This window comes from Paraburkholderia sp. BL10I2N1 (assembly GCF_004361815.1).
GTDB lineage: Bacteria > Pseudomonadota > Gammaproteobacteria > Burkholderiales > Burkholderiaceae > Paraburkholderia.
The window spans coordinates 3166826-3181026 of sequence record NZ_SNWA01000001.1; the positions used below are offsets into that span (position 1 = coordinate 3166826).

A 14201-nucleotide genomic window follows, 5' to 3' on the forward strand; every position below is an offset into this window, starting at 1 on the left:
GGACTTTGCAGGAATTGCTTGCTTTGAATTCACCGCTTGTTTCCTCTTCCCTTACGCCCTCGGGCGATGACGTACCGGTACGCGACAAACGCGCTGCTGGCGCCAGCGCGCCCGCGCTGAATCCGAAGCGCGTCACCGAGCTCGATGACATCTTTTCCGCCGATGGGCTGCTTGCCCGGCAGATTGACGGCTATCGTTCGCGGGCGTCGCAGATCGAAATGGCACGTGCCGTTGCGGCTGCGATGGAGGCGTCAGGGCGGGCGATGCCCGAGCCCGCGATGTTCGAGTCGCAGAAGCGTCCCGCGCGCCGGCTGCACGGGTCCCCGGGCAGCGATACCCGGGCCGCCGCCGACGCGGATGCGGCCGGCGACGACGCCAGCGGACTCGACGGCAGCGAGAACACGCTGATCGTCGAAGCGGGAACGGGTACCGGCAAGACCTATGCGTACCTCGTGCCGGCGATGCTGTGGGGTGGCAAGGTCATCGTCTCGACCGGTACGAAGCACCTGCAGGATCAGTTGTTCCAGCGCGATATCCCGACGGTGCGCGATGCGCTGGCAGTGCCGGTATCGGTCGCTATGCTCAAGGGGCGCGCGAACTACCTCTGCCACTACTACCTGCAGCGCACCGCGGACAACGGTCGTCTGCCTTCGCGGCAGGAAACGTCGTATCTGCAGGACATCATCCGTTTCGCAAAGATCACGCGCACCGGTGACAAGGCTGAACTTGCCAGCGTGCCTGAAACGGCGCAGGTCTGGTCGATGGTCACCTCGACGCGTGAGAACTGTCTCGGCCAGGAGTGTCCGCATTACAAGGACTGTTTCGTGATGCAGGCGCGCCGTGAGGCTCAGCAGGCCGATATCGTCGTCGTCAACCACCATCTCTTTTTCGCGGACATCATGTTGCGCGATACGGGGATGGCCGAACTGCTGCCGATGGCGAACACGATCATCTTCGATGAGGCGCATCAGTTACCCGAAACGGCGACGCTTTTTTTCGGCGAGACGCTGTCGACCACCCAGTTCCTCGAACTCGCGCGCGACTCGGTCGCCGAAGGTCTTGGCCATGCGCGCGACGCCGTGGAGTGGGTGAAGCTTGGTGGCGCGCTCGAGCGTGCTGCGCGCGACGTGCGTCTTGCGTTCAGGGAAGACTCGGTAAGGCTGTCGATTGGGCAACTGCCCGACGATCATCCGCTGTTCCCGGCGCTCGAAGCACTGGAAACCGAACTGGATGCGCTCGCGACGGCGCTTGCCGGTCATGCGGAACGCGCCGAGTCCATCGGCGCCTGTTTGCGCCGTGCGCGGGAGCTGCAGGGCATTCTGGCGGGCTGGACCACGCCGCCGACCGAAGTCGAGCGCGATGCAGCCAGCGATGACAAGACGGAAGCCGCGATCGATCCTGACGAAAAGGTCCGCTGGATCGAAGTGTTCTCGCACACTGTGCAGTTGCATGAGACGCCGCTGTCGGTGGCACCGATCTTTGCGAAGCAGCGTGCCGGTGTGCCGCGCACATGGATCTTCACGTCGGCGACCCTGTCGGTGCGAGGCGACTTCACGCACTACGCGGCGCAGATGGGTCTGAACTCGCGTCGCTCGATGACTTTGCCAAGCCCATTCGATTACGGCTCCCAGGGCCTCCTGTATGTGCCGCGCAATCTGCCGCAACCGTCATCCCCGGCCTTCACCGACGCCGTCTTCGACGCCGCCTTGCCCGCGATCGAAGCGTCGGGTGGCGGCGTGTTCATGCTGTGCACGACGTTGCGCGCAGTCGATCGTATCGCCACTCGACTGCGCGAAACGATCGAGTCGCGTGGCTGGAACTATCCGTTGCTCGTGCAGGGCGACGCGAGCCGCACGGAACTGCTGGAGCGTTTCCGTTCGTATGGCAATGCGATCCTGGTTGGCAGCCAGAGTTTCTGGGAAGGCGTGGATGTGCGCGGTGATGCACTGTCGCTGGTGGTGATCGACAAGCTGCCCTTCGCTCCGCCTGACGATCCGGTGTTGTCCGCCCGCCTCGAGGCACTGACGAAGAAAGGGCTAAGCCCGTTCGCCGTTCATCAATTGCCACAGGCGGTGATTACGCTGAAGCAGGGCGCAGGACGCCTGATTCGCGCTGAGACGGATCGCGGCGTGCTGATGATCTGCGATACAAGACTCGTCGACAAACCATACGGCCGGCGCATCTGGCAAAGTCTGCCGCCGTTCAAGCGGACGCGCGAGATAGAGGTCGTGAGAGCCTTCTTCGAGGAGAGCGTGGAGAGGACTTGAAGGTGTTTGATGGTTGCGCCGGGTCGACGCGGTGCAACGATCTATTGTGCGTGCGAGATGCGTGCCGCATAACAAACCAAACGAAAAAGCCACGAATGGAAATTCGTGGCTTTTTTTCGCTACCCGCCGGACGCTGTGGGTTACCACAGGCGTTCCGGTGTTCCGCGTCGACGTTCACCGACGGGAGCGAGCCCGAGTGAACGCCGTGCCATCGCAGCTTATTGGCTTGCGGCCGCTGCCGGGGATGCTGCTTCGGCCGGGGAGGCTGCCATGGCCGGGGAAGCTGCCTCAGCCGGGGAAGCTGCCTCAGTCGGGGAAGCCGGGGTAGCGGCTGCAGGAGCCTCCGAAGCAGCAGCTGCAGGTGCCGATGCAGCAGCAGCATCGCTAGCCGGAGCAGCTGCTTGATCGCTGCTCTTGTTGCATGCAGCCAGTGCCACAGCCGCCAACAGGGATGCTACGAGGAGGGATTTCTTCATGATCACGTCCTTTTATGGTTAAAGGTAAGCAACAGCGCAAAATATTACCGGTAATGTGCTCCAACACCGACCCGGGCCGCTGGTGGAGACGCACTTCATGAGCGTGAATCTTCCCTACGGCTTGGGCGGAAATTATAGGCACTTTCGTATCGACCGTCGATAAATCCGGGGTCAATACGTTGTCTTTCTCATACAAAATTTCACGGCAGGGTATAACACATAGACGGACCTATGCAAGCTCGCCTACCTGTATCCAGCCCGCACAATACCACTCGTGTAGCAGTGCTGTCACCGATGAATCGTCTGAGAGTGTTACAAAGCGTTTCGCACTCAGATGGCGCTGGTCCGCGAGTTCAACCAGCCACTTTTTCACTCCTGCAAGCCGGTTTTCTTCTCCATTCAGGAAGTAAAAGCGGGCGTCGTACAACAGAATCGACTTGCGATCAAGCCTGATGCCGGATTGCCTGGCACGCTGGATGAATCGGGGCTCACTCAACGGCCGGGCAGGTGGATCGAACACAACGCTCGGTTTCGGCTCACTCAGATACGAGCCGAGAAAAGTTGAGATATCGCGTTCGCTCCACTCGACCTTCGCAAGGATGGCGCCAACCCGCTCTACCAGTGCCGAAGGAAGCATGGCAGGGTTGGCAACGGCAGGTTGCTGCGGATCCCGGTACAACTCTGCGGCGCCGCCCGGCGCATCGCCGCGTTCGGCCAGATGGTATAGGAACTGGCCTGTCAACTCCTGCGCCGAAGGCGCGCGAAAGCCGATCGAACAGGTCATGCATTCACCTTCGGCGACGCCATCGTGTGCAATGTGCGGTGGCAGATAGAGCATGTCGCCCGGTTCCAGCAACCATTCTTCTTCCGGTTCAAAGTTTTGTAAAACTTTCAAGGGCAAGCCCGGCCGCAGCGACAGGTCGCGTTGTGCGCCGATGCGCCAGCGGCGCATGCCATGAACCTGCAACAGGAACACGTCGTAGGAGTCGAAATGAGCACCGACACCGCCGCCGTCGCTCGCATAGGAAATCATCAGATCGTCGAGGCGGGCGTCGGGCACGAAGCGGAAACGGTCGAGCAACGCGCGGGCGCGATCGTCGTGCAGATCGACGCCCTGCACGAGCAGCGTCCATGCGCGTTGCCTGACGGATGGCAGTTCATCCGCGGCGAACGGGCCGTGTTCCAGCTGCCACCTGTGGCGAAAATGGGTGATGAGGCGTGCCTCGACCTCGTCCTCGCCGGCAAGCTCGAAGAGTTCGTCGCGGGCGAGTGGCGGGACGACATCCGGGATCGCCTGACGGATCAGCAGGGGTTTCTTCTGCCAGTACCGGCGCATGAATTGCGTCGGGGTGAGATTGCCCAGGAGCGGCGTGGGGGTGTCCGGCTGCGGCACCGAAAGCGGAGACGAAATCCGGGCGGGCGCTGCGCCGGGCGGGTGGTCAAGGGGCCGCTTGGGCATCGTATAATGTGAGTTGTATTCTGGAGAATCGAATGAAAATCGCAAAGAACACCGTCGTGTCGGTCGCTTACAAGCTGTCGGATGCGCAGGGCAATCTGATTGAAGAAAGCGACGAGCCGATGGTCTATCTGCACGGCGGCTATGATGGCACGTTCCCCAAGATCGAGGAAGAGCTCGACGGTCATGAGCCGGGCTTCGAAACCCAGATCCAGCTCGAGCCAGCCGATGCCTTTGGCGAGTACGATCCCGAACTCGTCAAGATCGAGCCGCGCGACCGCTTTCCTGAGCCGCTCGAAGTCGGCATGCAGTTCGAAGGCACACCTGAAGAGGGGGACGAAGACCTCGATTCGCTCATTTACACGGTGACCGATGTCGCCGAAGACAAGGTGGTGCTCGACGGCAACCATCCGCTCGCGGGCATGTCCCTGCGCTTCGCGCTGTCGGTAAAGGAAGTGCGCGAAGCAACCGAAGACGAAATCCAGCACGAGCACGCGCACGGCGCAGATGGCCTCGAAGTTCTCGATGAAGATGATGACGATGCCGACGAAGGCAAGTCAGGGCCCACGCTGCACTGAACTGGCGGATGCGCCGGCAGGAGCGGGTGAAGCATCCGTCCCGGCCGGCGCCGGCTGCTGTACCGGTGGCAGGTCGGAACCCGGCGACAACGACGGCACCTCAGGCATCGAAGGTGTCGGCTCCTCGTGCATCGGTGCTGGCGGCAGGGCCGACGGAAGCGGCATGTTTTTCGGCACGTCGCGCACGGTCACCCGAAATGGCGGCCGCCGCGCCATGTCCGCTTCAACCTCAATCCACTGATTCAACCGGTCGTGCGGCGCGAATGCGACGCGGGTCAGGTTCGTGACCTCAACACCCTTGTCATTGCGCAGCGGTTGATCGATCAGGAAGCCGCCGGGCGACCGCTCGTCATCGGCGTGAATGACGAGGATCGGCCCGCGAAAGGTCTGCGCGAGCTTCACGAGACTTCGTTTCAATTCCAGAAAGCCGTCGCGGCGCTGGTTGCGCGCAAAGCGCAACCACGAGAATCGCTCAGGCCGTTCGTAGCGTTCGGGATCGAAATCGCCCTGAATGAACACCACGACCGCACGCGCCTCGCGCCGTTTGGCATATTCCGCTGCATGCTCCAGCCAGAACGCATTGGCGACAACGCGGTCTTCGAATTCGCCATTGCGACCGCCGGCGTTCAGATAGTGGTTGTTCGGCGACGGCGCGTTGAGCGCGACGAACACTGTATCGCCGACTTGCCAGCGAACGTTCTCGCGATACGGATGAAAGCGCGAAACCTCGCTTTCGCGCGTGAGCGGAACCGGATTCTGGCCCATCGACGAAGCGTCGGAGAAAAGCGTCTGCCGTAGCAGGTCGAGACGCTCGACCGGGTCGTAGCCGCCCGCCTGGGCGGTGCCGCAATCGGCCCAGTCGTGCTGGCCGGGGACAAAGATCAGCGCCGGGCGGGCCGCTTCGAGCAACGTCTGTCGACTCTCGTACAGTGAGTCGCGGCACGGTTCCTTAGGCCCCTTCAGATTGCCGTCGTAGACGATGAACGAGACATCGCGCTCGCGGCCAATGGTTTCCAGCAGACGTTGAGTGTGTGCTTCGTCCGCGGGACTGTCGAGCGTGCCGCTGACAACCGCGAATGTGTATCGGGAGCCCGCCGCATGCGCAGCCGGCGACGCATTCGCCAGCGTCAACGCCAGCGCAACGATCAGCACCGCACCGGCATGGCGCGGCCGCTGCGGATACCGGGTGCGATCAACGATCCGCATCCGTTGCGCCGGCCAGGTCTTGCAGTTCGTACAGCAGGTCGAGCGCATCACGCGGCCGTAGATTATCCACATCTATGGAGCGCAGGCGCTCGAGTGCCGGGTTTGGCGCTGCGGCCTCGGGCGTTGCCGGCTCGTCTTCCACATCTTCCAGTAACTGGGGCGCAGCGAACAGGTCGAGTTGCGGCGTGCCCTGCGTGACGGACTGCTGCTCCAGATACGCAAGATGCTTGCGTGCTGCCCGGATCACCGCGCCCGGCACGCCTGCCAGTTGCGCTACCTGCAGACCGTAGCTCTGGTTGGCCGGTCCTTCTTCGACGGCATGCAGGAATACGATGCCATGTCCATGTTCGACAGCCGACAGATGCACGTTCGCCGCCTGCGGAAACTCGCCAGGCAACTGCGTCAGTTCGAAGTAGTGCGTGGCGAACAGCGTTTGGCAACCGTTGTGCGCGAGCAGATGCCGTGCAATCGCCCATGCGAGTGCGAGCCCGTCGAATGTCGACGTGCCACGGCCGATTTCATCCATCAACACGAGGCTCTGCGGCGTCGCATCGTTCAGGATAGCCGCGGCTTCCGTCATTTCCACCATGAACGTCGAGCGTCCGCCAGCAAGGTCGTCAGCGGCTCCGATGCGCGTGAAGATCCGATCGATCGGACCGAATCGCGCGCGTCGCGCCGGGACATAGCTGCCGACGTAGGCCATCAGCGCGATCAGGGCAGTCTGCCGCATGAACGTCGACTTACCCCCCATGTTCGGGCCGGTGATCAGCAGCAGTCTGCGTTCGGGCGAAAGCGTGCAGTCGTTGGCGATGAACTGCTCGACCTGGGCTTCGACGACCGGATGGCGTCCCTGCTCGATTTCGATACCGGCTGTTTCAGAGAACGCCGGCGCGACCCAGTCGAGCGCGCGTGCACGTTCCGCGAATGCCGCGAGCAGATCCAGTTCCGCCAGGGCGCCAGCCACGCGCTGGCAGTCCGCGATAAACGGCAGCAGCGACTGAAGCAGCGTGTCATACAGTGCGCGCTCGCGCGCCAGTGCGCGTTCCTGTGCGGACAGCGCCTTGTCCTCGAAGGTCTTCAGTTCAGGCGTGATGTAGCGCTCGGCATTCTTCAGTGTCTGACGGCGGCGGTAGTCGTCTGGCACCTTGTCCGTCTGGCCGCGCGTGACCTCGATGTAGAAGCCGTGAACCTTGTTGTATTCGACGCGCAGATTCGTGATGCCAGTGCGCGCACGTTCACGCGTTTCCAGGTCAATCAGGAACTGGCCGCAGTTTTCGGAGATATCACGTAGCTCGTCGAGTTCCGCGTCATAGCCACGCGCAATCACGCCGCCGTCGCGCACCATCGCAGCCGGCTCCGGCGCGACGGCGCGGCTGAGCAGCTCAACACATTCCTCCGGCGGTTCGAGCGAAAGGTGGATGCGCGCAAGCGACGCCGCGCCAGCAGTCAATGGTGCCAGCTGCGTGCGCAGTTCGGGCAGCGCGATAAACGTATCGCGCAGGCTCGACAGATCGCGCGGACGCGCCGACAACAATGCGAGGCGCCCCGTAATCCGCTCGATGTCCGAGATCTGGCGCAGCGCGCTGCGCAACGAATCGAGACTCGCACTGACAGGTGCGTCGAGCAACGCGCCTGTCGCCTGCTGGCGGGCCTGCGCGAGCGCGGTATCGCGCGGAGGATGGTGCAGCCAGTGACGCAGCAGCCGGCTGCCCATCGTCGTGCAGCAGGTGTCGAGCAGTGAGCAAAGGGTTGGCGATTCGGTGCCGCGTAGCGTTTCCGTCAATTCAAGGTTGCGACGTGTGGACGGGTCGAGCCCAATGAATTCGGACTCGGATTCGATCTTCAGGCTGCGTACATGGCGCAGTTGCTGACCTTGTGTCGCTGCCGCGTAGAGGAGCAGCGCGCCAGCCGCGCCGCAGGCGCTGGTCAGCGAGTGTGCGCCAAAGCCGTCGAGGCTCGCGACGTCCAACTGGTCGCACAGGCGCTGCGTGCCCGATGCGACATCGAAGTGCCATGCCGGCACATGCGTGAGCGCACCGGAGCCGGCTGCGGGAGACCGGTCCTCCCGGCCCGCAGGCGGATCGGCAACGAGGATTTCCGCAGGGCGGATGCGTTCAAGCGCGGCGGTCACTTGATCCGGCGCGACTTCCGTCAGACGGAGCGCGCCGCTTGCCAGATTGAGCCAGGCGAGCCCGATGGTGGTGGCAACACCTCGCCGGTTGTGCCCGACGCACATCGCCAGCAGATAGACATCGTTCTTGTCCGAAAGCAGTGCGGCATCGGTCAGCGTACCCGGCGTCACGACCCGCATCACTTTGCGCTCGACGGGACCTTTTGATGTTGCCGGATCGCCAACCTGTTCGCAGATCGCCACCGACTCGCCGAGCTTCACAAGCTTCGCGAGATATTGTTCGACGGCGTGATGCGGCACGCCGGCCATCTTGATCGGATTGCCGGCCGATGCACCGCGCTGCGTCAGCGTGAGATCGAGGAGGCGCGCGGCTTTTTCCGCGTCCTCGAAAAACAGCTCGTAGAAGTCGCCCATCCGGTAGAACACGAGCGTGCCCGGATGCTCCGACTTGATGCGCAGATACTGCTGCATCATTGGCGTGTGCTGTGCGGTTGTGTCGACGCTTTCGACAGTTTCGACAGTTTCTTTAGCTGCTGCGATTGGAGTGTCCATCCAGAATGTCTTGCGTTGGTGTTCAGGGCGTGAGTTTAACTCGCCTGCGCCGTGTGTGAACCTGGCCGGATGGCCTGGCCGCATTGCCAGGGCGCGCGCTACCGAAGCGCCGCGCTATTCTTCGACCAGCGCGCGCATGTCCACCGTGCGCGCGTTCACTGCGCCGCGGCGTTTTGCCAGCCACATCATGAACGTGATGAAGGTGCCGAACACGACGATGATCCACTGCACGGGTATCTTTGCCGTCAGCATCACTGCGTAGGCACCGAGCATCAGTAGCACGGCCAGATTCTGGTTGAAGTTCTGGACAGCGATCGAATGCCCGGCGGAAAGCAGTGTCGCGCCGCGGTGCTGCAGGATCGCGTTCATCGGCACGATGAAGAAGCCCGAGAGGGCGCCGAGCAGGATCATCAGTGGATAGGCGAGCACGATATAGACAGGCGCGACGAACGGCCCGATCTTGATGCCCATGCCGGCCGGGAACAGCCCTTTGCTGTAGAACGCCATGGCGATCGCCACTGCGCCAGTCACGATGCCGATTGGCAGCACGCGCAGCGAACTACGCAACGGGATCCATGCCGCCGCAGCCGCCGCGCCCACCGCGATACCCAGCCCTGTGACGCCCTGCATCACCGCCGCTTTCGATAGCGACAGGCCGAGGTTCGCGTCGGCCCATTTGAGCACCAGCAGTTGCAGCGTGACAGCGCCGCCCCACATGAGCGTCGTGACCCAGAGCGCGATCTGGGCCAGCTTGTCGGCCCACAGCACGTTGAAGCACTGCGCAAAATCGCCGACGAGTTTGCCCGGCTCGACAAGACGGTTCGGATAACGCGCGCCGGTATCGGGAATGCCGACGTTGATCGCCGCGGCGATCGCGTAGGTGATCATCACGGCGAGCATCGCAAGATCGGCGGCCGAGTGGATCAGCGGCAGGTGAGCATGGGCGACGAACCTCGTCGCATAGGTGCTGATGAGGACGCCGCCAAGCATCGTGCCGACGATCGTCGACAGCACGGTTGCCGATTCGAGCCACGCATTCGCGGCGACAAGTTTTTCGGCCGGCAGCAGTTCCGTCAGGATGCCGTACTTCGCCGGCGAATACGCGGCGGCGCCGAAACCGACGACGCCATACGCGATCATCGGATGGACGCCCACAATCATCATCAGGCAGCCAATCGCCTTCAGCGCGTTGGAGACGAACATCACGTGGCGCTTTTGCAGCGCGTCGGCGAAGGCGCCTACGAACGGCGCGAGCAGCACGTACGAGATTGTAAAAAAGATTTGCAAAAGCGGCGTGATCCAGGCCGGCGACCGGATCGCGGCGAGCAACGCAATCGCGGCGATCAGCAGCGCGTTATCGGCCAGGGACGACACAAACTGTGCCGCAATGATGGTGTAGAAGCCTTTTTTCATGAAGCGGAGCGGAGCGCCCAACGAGCAGCTTCGAGAGCGGGACGGCGGTGAAGGACTGAAGGGCGCAGTCTATCCCTTTAACGCGTGAGCCGCGTCGGGCTATACACCTTCCATGCTTTCATCCGACACCGCGAGACATCCACTGGGGGACGCAGCCACAACAAAAAAGCGGCCGGAGCCGCTTTTTTAGTTCGAGCATCAGGCCGTCTTCTGCTTTGTGCGGCTGTATTTGGTGAGGATCGGCACCATCTGCGCGTAAATCTTCGGATTGCCCGCGACGATTTCCCCGACGTGCAGGAACTCCGAGTCACCCGTGTAATTGCCGACGAGGCCGCCGGCTTCGGTGATCAGCAGGCTGCCTGCTGCCATGTCCCATGCCTTGAGACCCTGTTCGAAGAAGCCGTCCATGCGGCCTGCCGCGACGTTGGCCAGATCGAGCGCGGCCGCACCCGGGCGCCGCAGGCCTGCGCAGGCGACGGTCATGTCGTCGAAGAGGCGTCCGTATTCCTTGAGGCCGTCTTTTTCCCTGAACGGGAAGCCGGTGCCGATCAGGCCGTCCGCAAGACGGTCGCGGCGGCCGACGCGGATGCGTCGATCGTTCAGGAAAGCACCACGGCCACGCGAGGCGGTGAACAGATCGTTGCGGGTCGGGTCGTAGACGACGGCCTGCGTAACAATGCCCTTGTGCGCCAGCGCGATCGACACGCAGTAGTACTGGAAGCCGTGGATGAAGTTCGTGGTGCCGTCGAGCGGATCGATGATCCACAGGAATTCCGACTCGTTGTCGGATTCGCCGGATTCTTCGGCGAGGATCGCGTGATCGGGGTAGGCGGTCTTCAGCGTATCGATGATCGCGGCTTCGGACGCTTTGTCGACCTCCGTGACGAAATCGTTGTGCTGCTTCTTGCTGACCTGGACGAGGTCGAGATCGAGCGATGCGCGGTTGATGATCTGTCCACCGCGTCGCGCGGCCTTGACAGCGATATTGAGCATGGGATGCATGAGCCGGAATCCTTGTGCCGGACGGCCGCTGCGGCTGCCCGGTAATAGCTGTAAACAACCGGAACGTACGCGTTGAGCGGGATCAGGCACGCGTTCCGTCGACGGAGACGAATTGAAGAAGAGCGGGGCGCACGTTCGAAGACGGCGCGAAACTCCTGATTTTACCCGAGTCTGGCCCGCTCCGGCGGCGAACGGCCGCGGCCACCTTTCGCGCTGCCTTACAAAACCGGATCACCCGGTGGCGGTTGGGGCTACCATATTGATTCTTCAGTTCGTCAATTGTTATCCGTGACCGAATCACCGTATCCGTCTTCTCTTTCTTCCCGCGACACGTCTGCCGAATGCACCGGGCCGGTGCGCGGCGGTTTCACGTCGACGCGCTTCGTGCTGGTCGAGCCCAGTCATCCGGGCAACGTCGGTGCCGCGGCGCGGGCGCTGAAAACAATGGGGTTTTCGCGCCTCGTGCTGGTCGCGCCGCGCGTCCCGAATGTGCAGAACGATCCGGAAGCCGTCGCCATGGCGAGCGGTGCCGACGACGTGCTCGCGTCGGCTCACGTCGTTCCTTCACTCGCCGATGCGCTGAACGGCGTGCACTGGTCGATTGCGCTGACGGCACGCGCGCGCGAATACGGGCCGCCCCAACTCGCCCCGCGCGAAGCCGGAGCGCAGGCACGCGAACACGCCGCACACGGCGAGATCGCGCTCGTGTTCGGCAACGAGCGCACGGGCCTGGCGAACGAAGACGTCGAGCGCTGCAGCGTTCTCGCGCATATTCCTGCCAATCCTGCGTACAGTTCGCTGAACCTGGCCCAAGCTGTACAGGTGCTGTCGTATGAACTGCGGATGGCCTATCTTGACCACATCGATAGCGGCAGCGGCTTCCAGACGGGCGCTCCTGCCAGTGCGCGCGCTGCCAGCGACGAGATCGAGCGTATGTACGTTCATCTGGAAAACGCGCTGATCGCCCTGGATTTTCTCGATCCGGGCAACCCGAAGAAACTGATGTCGCGGCTGCGACGGCTGTTCGCGCGCTCGGGGCTGGAGCGTGAGGAAGTCAACATCGTGCGCGGCATCGCCAAACACATCCTGCTGAAGGTGAAGCCCCAGGAAAAGTAGGGCCTCTGGCGGCCATTGCTGCCGTCGCGGGCCTTCGCGGTGCGTCGTGCGCCTGCCGCCTGCGACGACCTTGCCGGGAACGAGGGCATCCAGGCAGCTTTTGCGCAATCCACCTACAATCCCTCAAACGTCATAAGCAAAGCTGCGAAACCGCGTTTTTGCAAGCAGCCCGTCGATGCCGGTGTCCGGCCGCGACGGTTTACCCCCACGTCAGCCTGATTGCCATGTTCACGAGACTTCGCGAAGACATCGCCACGATCCGCGAGCGCGACCCCGCCGCCCGCAGCGCCTGGGAAGTCCTCACGTGTTATCCGGGTCTGCACGCGCTCGTGCTGCACCGCTTTGCGCACGCGTGCTGGCAGGCGAAGCATCGCTGGATCGCGCGGTTCGTCTCTCAGATGGCGCGCTTTCTAACCGGCATCGAGATTCATCCGGGTGCAACTGTCGGGCGGCGCGTGTTCATCGATCACGGCATGGGCGTCGTCGTGGGAGAGACGGCCGAGATCGGCGATGACTGCACGATCTACCAGGGCGTGACGCTCGGCGGCACGTCGCTCACGCGCGGCGCAAAACGGCACCCGACGCTCGAACGTGGCGTGATCGTCGGTGCGGGTGCGAAGGTGCTGGGTGGTTTCACGATCGGCGCAGAAGCGAAGATCGGCTCGAATGCCGTGGTCGTCAAGCCGGTGCCGGCGGGCGGCACGGCGGTCGGCAATCCCGCGCGGATCATCGCGCCGGCTGCAGCGAGCGGCGAAGCAGCAAAGCCGGTACCCGGGCGCACCGCCTTTTGCGCGTACGGCATCACGCCGAATGCGGACGATCCGGTATCGCTGGCGATTCACGGTTTGATCGATCATGCGGCGACCCAGACGCAACGTATCGACGAAGTGGTCGCCGCGCTCGAGCGCCTCGGGGCGAGCCTCGACGCGCTGCACGGCGCGGATGCGGCGCTGGTCGATCTGCGCAGGCTGTCAGCGGCGATTGAAGGGAAGGTTACGGAGAGTTGAGCGCGCCGGCTGGGTCGGTGCCCTGTGGGTGTGTCGTCGCGTTGACGGCGCATATTCTGCGTACCCGCGTTTTATCCCCCGGAGCGGAAGAGCGGACTCCAGTCCAGCGGCAAGGTCTTGATGCCCTCGGCGTCGATGCGTAGATAGCCGCCGCGTCGCTCGCCATGATCGAGGTCCCAGTCCGGCAGCACCCAGCGCGTGCCGTCAGTTTCCTTGTGGCGTGCGGGGCGGTGCGTATGACCGTGAATCATCGTCGCCGTGCGAGTCTTCCTGAACAGCTTTGCCACGCCCTCGCGGGTCACGTCATACTTTGGCGATACCGGGCGCATGCGACCTTCCTCGCTGGCTGAACGCATCCGTTCGGCCAACGCGCGGCGCCATCTGTACGGCCACGCCAGAAACAGCAACTGCATGGCGCGGTTGCGCGCAAACCGGCGAAACAGCTGATACCCACGATCGGCCGTGCAAAGCCCATCGCCGTGTGCGACCGCGACGCGCGTGCCAAAAGCCGTGATCACATAGGGGTCGGGCAGCCAGATTGCGCCGGCCGCTTTCATGAAGCGTTTGCCGAGCAGAAAGTCCCGGTTGCCGTGCATGATGTAGAGCGCGATACCGCGTTCCGACAGGGTATGCAGCAGCGCGGTCATGCGCGCGACGAACGGCTCGGCCAGCATGTCGTCGCCGATCCAGTACTCGAACAGGTCGCCGAGAATGAAAACCGAATCGGCCTGCTCAGCCGTGAACCGGATGAAGTGCTCGAACGCGGCGACCGTGCGCGGAATCGCCTCGCTCAGATGAAGATCGGAGAGGAAAAAAAACGGGCGCGCGGCGTGTGGGCGTTTGCCCTCGCCAGGCACGCCCGCAGCGACGCTTCGCAGCGGCGTTTCTTGCAGCATTGAAGGTGCCTGTTATGGTGCAGCGTTATCCGGGTAGTTGATTTTGCCTCACCGGTTGTTCAGCAAACCTGGGCGGCCGGCGGAACAACCGGGTGATTCGA

10 protein-coding genes are annotated in these 14201 nt (G+C 63.1%); 4 read left to right on the top strand and 6 right to left on the bottom strand.

What is annotated here, in order from left to right; all coding sequences use genetic code 11:
• Positions 1–23: 23 nt before the first annotated feature.
• Positions 24–2267, top strand: a complete 2244-nt coding sequence (locus B0G77_RS14745; RefSeq protein ID WP_133662790.1) for an ATP-dependent DNA helicase — start codon at positions 24–26, stop codon at positions 2265–2267.
• A gap of 705 nt (positions 2268–2972) precedes the next feature.
• On the opposite strand, the gene B0G77_RS14760 is transcribed toward B0G77_RS14745, so the two are convergent.
• Positions 2973–4202 carry a cupin domain-containing protein gene (locus tag B0G77_RS14760; protein ID WP_133662792.1) on the bottom strand — a complete coding sequence of 410 codons (1230 nt, stop codon included), beginning with the start codon at positions 4200–4202 and terminating at the stop codon, positions 2973–2975.
• Positions 4203–4234: 32 nt separating this feature from the next.
• On the opposite strand from B0G77_RS14760, the gene B0G77_RS14765 reads away from it, so the two are divergent.
• Positions 4235–4777 (top strand): peptidylprolyl isomerase, encoded by a 543-nt coding sequence (locus B0G77_RS14765; protein ID WP_133662793.1) that lies wholly within the window; start codon positions 4235–4237, stop codon positions 4775–4777.
• Here the strand turns inward: B0G77_RS14765 and B0G77_RS14770 are convergent.
• From B0G77_RS14770 to B0G77_RS14785, 4 genes are all read right to left on the bottom strand, one after another.
• Positions 4757–5983 (bottom strand): hypothetical protein, encoded by a 1227-nt coding sequence (locus tag B0G77_RS14770; protein WP_133662794.1) that lies wholly within the window; start codon positions 5981–5983, stop codon positions 4757–4759. The two genes, B0G77_RS14765 and B0G77_RS14770, sit on opposite strands and share 21 nt — an antisense overlap.
• The gene (mutS, locus tag B0G77_RS14775; RefSeq protein ID WP_208116466.1) at positions 5970–8588 is read right to left on the bottom strand and encodes a DNA mismatch repair protein MutS; all 2619 of its coding nucleotides are present in this window, start codon (positions 8586–8588) and stop codon (positions 5970–5972) included. The genes B0G77_RS14770 and mutS overlap by 14 nt, the downstream gene beginning before the upstream one ends.
• A gap of 192 nt (positions 8589–8780) precedes the next feature.
• The gene (gene lplT / locus B0G77_RS14780) at positions 8781–10079 is read right to left on the bottom strand and encodes a lysophospholipid transporter LplT (RefSeq protein WP_133664151.1); all 1299 of its coding nucleotides are present in this window, start codon (positions 10077–10079) and stop codon (positions 8781–8783) included.
• A 198-nt stretch (positions 10080–10277) separates the two neighbouring features.
• Positions 10278–11081, bottom strand: coding sequence for an inositol monophosphatase family protein (locus tag B0G77_RS14785; RefSeq protein ID WP_133662796.1), 804 nt, complete (start codon positions 11079–11081; stop codon positions 10278–10280).
• A gap of 354 nt (positions 11082–11435) precedes the next feature.
• Here B0G77_RS14785 and B0G77_RS14790 point away from each other — a divergent pair, with 354 nt between their 5' ends.
• Entirely contained in the window at positions 11436–12197 is a 762-nt protein-coding gene (locus B0G77_RS14790) for an RNA methyltransferase (protein WP_243751129.1), read from the top strand.
• A gap of 224 nt (positions 12198–12421) precedes the next feature.
• Positions 12422–13204 carry a serine O-acetyltransferase gene (gene cysE, locus B0G77_RS14795; protein ID WP_133662798.1) on the top strand — a complete coding sequence of 261 codons (783 nt, stop codon included), beginning with the start codon at positions 12422–12424 and terminating at the stop codon, positions 13202–13204.
• Between the two features lie 71 nt (positions 13205–13275).
• Here cysE and B0G77_RS14800 read toward each other — a convergent pair whose 3' ends face one another.
• The gene (locus tag B0G77_RS14800; RefSeq protein WP_133662799.1) at positions 13276–14100 is read right to left on the bottom strand and encodes a UDP-2,3-diacylglucosamine diphosphatase; all 825 of its coding nucleotides are present in this window, start codon (positions 14098–14100) and stop codon (positions 13276–13278) included.
• Positions 14101–14201 lie beyond the last annotated feature (101 nt).

What these genes read in the sequence shown, in the direction of transcription:
- B0G77_RS14770 (WP_133662794.1), bottom strand. Translation starts at nt 5,983, where the DNA reads ATGCGGATCGTTGATCGCACCCGGTATCCGCAGCGGCCGCGCCATGCC.
- B0G77_RS14765 (WP_133662793.1), top strand. Translation starts at nt 4,235, where the DNA reads ATGAAAATCGCAAAGAACACCGTCGTGTCGGTCGCTTACAAGCTGTCG.
- lplT (WP_133664151.1), bottom strand. Translation starts at nt 10,079, where the DNA reads ATGAAAAAAGGCTTCTACACCATCATTGCGGCACAGTTTGTGTCGTCC.
- B0G77_RS14785 (WP_133662796.1), bottom strand. Translation starts at nt 11,081, where the DNA reads ATGCATCCCATGCTCAATATCGCTGTCAAGGCCGCGCGACGCGGTGGA.
- mutS (WP_208116466.1), bottom strand. Translation starts at nt 8,588, where the DNA reads ATGATGCAGCAGTATCTGCGCATCAAGTCGGAGCATCCGGGCACGCTC.
- B0G77_RS14760 (WP_133662792.1), bottom strand. Translation starts at nt 4,202, where the DNA reads ATGCCCAAGCGGCCCCTTGACCACCCGCCCGGCGCAGCGCCCGCCCGG.
- B0G77_RS14800 (WP_133662799.1), bottom strand. Translation starts at nt 14,100, where the DNA reads ATGCTGCAAGAAACGCCGCTGCGAAGCGTCGCTGCGGGCGTGCCTGGC.
- cysE (WP_133662798.1), top strand. Translation starts at nt 12,422, where the DNA reads ATGTTCACGAGACTTCGCGAAGACATCGCCACGATCCGCGAGCGCGAC.